At 44.8% G+C, this 3,067-nt stretch carries 5 protein-coding genes; 4 read left to right on the top strand and 1 reads right to left on the bottom strand.

Features of this window, described 5'->3' with window-relative positions; genetic code table 11:
• The first annotated feature begins 101 nt into the window (after nucleotides 1-101).
• The 4 genes from B4K20_RS13055 to kdsB are packed head-to-tail and all read left to right on the top strand — an operon-like array spanning nucleotide 102 to nucleotide 2,861.
• Nucleotides 102-944 carry an ABC transporter ATP-binding protein gene (locus B4K20_RS13055; protein WP_422655792.1) on the top strand — a complete coding sequence of 281 codons (843 nt, stop codon included), beginning with the start codon at nucleotides 102-104 and terminating at the stop codon, nucleotides 942-944.
• 5 nt (nucleotides 945-949) lie between these two features.
• A complete protein-coding gene (lpxK, locus tag B4K20_RS13050; RefSeq protein ID WP_289283202.1) occupies nucleotides 950-1,933 on the top strand; it encodes a tetraacyldisaccharide 4'-kinase in 984 nt (327 codons plus the stop codon).
• Nucleotides 1,926-2,105: a Trm112 family protein gene (locus B4K20_RS13045; protein WP_091712526.1), complete on the top strand. Its 180-nt coding sequence runs from the start codon at nucleotides 1,926-1,928 to the stop codon at nucleotides 2,103-2,105. Before lpxK ends, B4K20_RS13045 begins: the two co-directional genes overlap by 8 nt.
• A gap of 3 nt (nucleotides 2,106-2,108) precedes the next feature.
• Nucleotides 2,109-2,861 carry a 3-deoxy-manno-octulosonate cytidylyltransferase gene (kdsB, locus tag B4K20_RS13040; protein ID WP_289283201.1) on the top strand — a complete coding sequence of 251 codons (753 nt, stop codon included), beginning with the start codon at nucleotides 2,109-2,111 and terminating at the stop codon, nucleotides 2,859-2,861.
• Here the strand turns inward: kdsB and B4K20_RS13035 are convergent.
• Nucleotides 2,847-3,067 (bottom strand): hypothetical protein (locus B4K20_RS13035; RefSeq protein WP_289283200.1); only part of this gene is annotated, 221 nt, incomplete at its 5' end. The genes kdsB and B4K20_RS13035 overlap by 15 nt on opposite strands.

Here is a 3,067-nt window from a genome sequence, read left to right as displayed (position 1 = left end):
TAACAAAAATAAACTCAAAACTACAGGCAGGTATCGCAGCAGCCGAGAGTATTTTCACCTTACTGGATGAAGAACCTGAGCATGACAATGGCACACTTACCATGGACCGTGCCAAAGGACAGATTGAATACCGTCACGTCAGCTTCAGCTACGATGAGGGAAAAGGAAGCGTACTCAATGATATTTCTTTTCATGCAGAACCTGGACAAACCATCGCTTTTGTTGGTCATTCAGGCAGTGGTAAAACCACATTAGTCAGCTTGCTGGCACGGTTTTACAATATTGAAAAAGGACAAATTCTGATTGATGGCGTTGATATCAGTCAGCTCACATTAAAAGATTTGCGTAAACAATTGTCTCTGGTTAACCAACAAGTTGTCTTGTTTAACGACACGATAGCTAACAACATCAGTTATGGTCAGGCAGGTGACGTTAGTGAAGAAGCGATTATACAAGCCGCTAAGTCAGCTCACGCCTGGGAGTTCATTCAGAAACTCCCTCAGGGACTACACACTGAAGTTGGTGAAAATGGTGTACTGTTATCCGGCGGACAACGACAACGTCTGGCTATTGCAAGGGCACTGCTCCGAAACTCACCTATTNNCACCGCCGTGGGCGAGCGCGGGCTAAAGCTCTCCGGCGGCGAAAAGCAGCGTATTGCCATCGCCCGCGTACTGCTCAAGAACCCGCCGATTCTGATTCTGGATGAAGCCACCTCTGCCTTGGATACTGAGGCTGAACGCCATATCCAGGCGGCGTTTGAAGAGCTTATGCGTGAACGCACTACGCTGGTCATTGCTCATCGCCTATCTACCATCGAAAAAGCCAATAAAATTATTGTCATGCATGATGGTGAAATTCTTGAAACAGGTACTCACCAGCAATTATTAGCTAATGGCAAACACTATGCCGAGTTGTATCGTCTACAATTTCAGGATGACTGATCATCATGCGCTGGTTAACTGACAGTTGGTATCAGTCCGGCACCAGATATTGGCTTTTATTACCGCTTAGCTGGTTATATCGGCTTGTCATATTCTGTCGTCGGTGGGCTTATCGTCAAAACTTGCTGCCCAAGCACACCATGCCTGTACCGGTCATTGTTGTGGGCAATATTACGGTTGGCGGCACCGGTAAAACACCCTTTGTTATATGGTTGGCTCAACAGCTTAGCCAAGCGGGTTATAAGCCAGGGATTATCAGTCGTGGTTATGGTGGCGCCAGCAGAAAATATCCATTAGAAGTCACAGCAAACAGCCATGCGAAACAATGTGGTGATGAACCCGTACTCATCGCAAAACGCACAGCATGTCCGGTCGTTGTTCATCCAGATCGTCCACAAGCAGCGATTCATCTGCTCAGCCAGCATCATTGTGATGTGATCATTTCTGATGATGGTTTGCAACACTATGCATTAGCACGTGACCTGGAAATTGTGATTATCGATGGTAAAAGACGTTTTGGAAATAAACAGTGCCTGCCGGTAGGTCCACTAAGGGAACCCTTGTCTCGTTTAAATTCTGTTGATTTGATTATCTATAATGGCTCTAGTGATGAACATGGTCATTCCATGCAGCTAAACCCTATGCAGTGGGTCAATGTACATGATGAGACCGTGACCATGCCATTAAGCTATTTCCAGCATAAAGAGGTCCATGGGGTAGCCGGAATCGGTCATCCTAAACGGTTTTTTGATTCTTTAGCCGCTCATGACATTATTGTTCACCCTCACGACTTTACTGATCATCATCAGTATTTACCGGATGACCTGAGATTTTATGATGACCTCCCCATTCTAATGACCGAGAAAGATGCCGTAAAATGTCAGTCTTTTGCTCACAAAAATATGTGGTATTTGCCGGTTGAGGCCACACTCGATAGCCCTGTATTTCCGGCTATTCACCAAATATTAAAGGAACGATCTAATGGATAACGCGCTTTTAGAGATACTCGCCTGCCCTGCTTGTAAAGGTAAATTGCATTATAAAAAAGAGTCTCAGGAATTAATTTGTAAAGCTTGCCGTCTTGCTTATCCGGTTAAAGACGATATTCCCGTCATGTTGATAGAGGAAGCACGTCAAATGCCAGCAGATGAAGAGGTCTAATGAATGAGCTTTAATATCATTATTCCAGCTCGTTATGCATCAAGTCGCCTGCCAGGTAAACCGCTAATAGATATTGCTGGTAAACCCATGATTCAACATGTCTATGAACGTGCTCTGGAGAGTGATGCTGACAAGGTCATTATCGCAACAGATGATGAACGTATTGCTGACACAGTGACCGCTTTTGATGCCGATGTATGTATGACGGCGGAGACTCATCGCTCCGGAACAGACAGACTGGCCGAAGTTGTTGAAAAACGCCAGTTCAATGATGAGGAAATAGTGATTAATGTACAAGGTGATGAGCCTTGTTTACCTGCCTTACTGATTAATCAGGTTGCTGCAGACTTGGCTCAACACAAAGAAGCAGATATGGCTTCGTTATTTAGTCGAATTCATCAAGAGAAACAAGTATTCGATCCTAATGTGGTCAAAGTGGTAATGGACAGTCAAGGCTATGCTTTATATTTTAGCCGTGCTCCTATTCCGTGGATGCGAGATCACTTTCACAAAACGGAATTACCACCAGAACTTCCTCATTATCGCCATATTGGCTTATATGGTTACCGCGCTCACTTCTTAAAAAACTACGCAGGGATGGCGCCGTGTTTGCTTGAAACGGAAGAATCATTGGAACAGCTACGAGTATTATTCCACGGGAAAAAAATCCACATGTCAGAAGCTCTTATCAGTGCCGGACATGGGGTAGATACAGAAGCAGACTTAATTGAAGTCAGGCAGTTATTGGCAGAGTAACTTATCTAAACCTGCGGCAATAAGCTCAGCGTGTAAATTTCCCTCACCATCAAATACAGGTAGGGTATACGTTACTGGCACCGGTCGGTGTCCTTCGCCATATTGATTGGGCTGAATGTTGTGGCCCGACTCGAGCACTTGCAGGATTAATTCAGCGCCATCCAACAACTCAATAATCTCACAACGTTGTTGTTGATACGAAACTT

Origin of the sequence: Methylophaga sp. UBA5088, assembly GCF_002414625.1 — a bacterium.
In the GTDB taxonomy this organism is placed as follows: domain Bacteria; phylum Pseudomonadota; class Gammaproteobacteria; order Nitrosococcales; family Methylophagaceae; genus Methylophaga; species Methylophaga marina.
Note: the sequence above shows the minus strand (reverse complement) of the source record. Positions and strands in the feature narration are given on the sequence as shown.

Coding starts and splice junctions, on each gene's coding strand:
- lpxK (WP_289283202.1), top strand. CDS start 950: ATGCGCTGGTTAACTGACAGTTGGTATCAGTCCGGCACCAGATATTGG.
- B4K20_RS13045 (WP_091712526.1), top strand. CDS start 1,926: ATGGATAACGCGCTTTTAGAGATACTCGCCTGCCCTGCTTGTAAAGGT.
- kdsB (WP_289283201.1), top strand. CDS start 2,109: ATGAGCTTTAATATCATTATTCCAGCTCGTTATGCATCAAGTCGCCTG.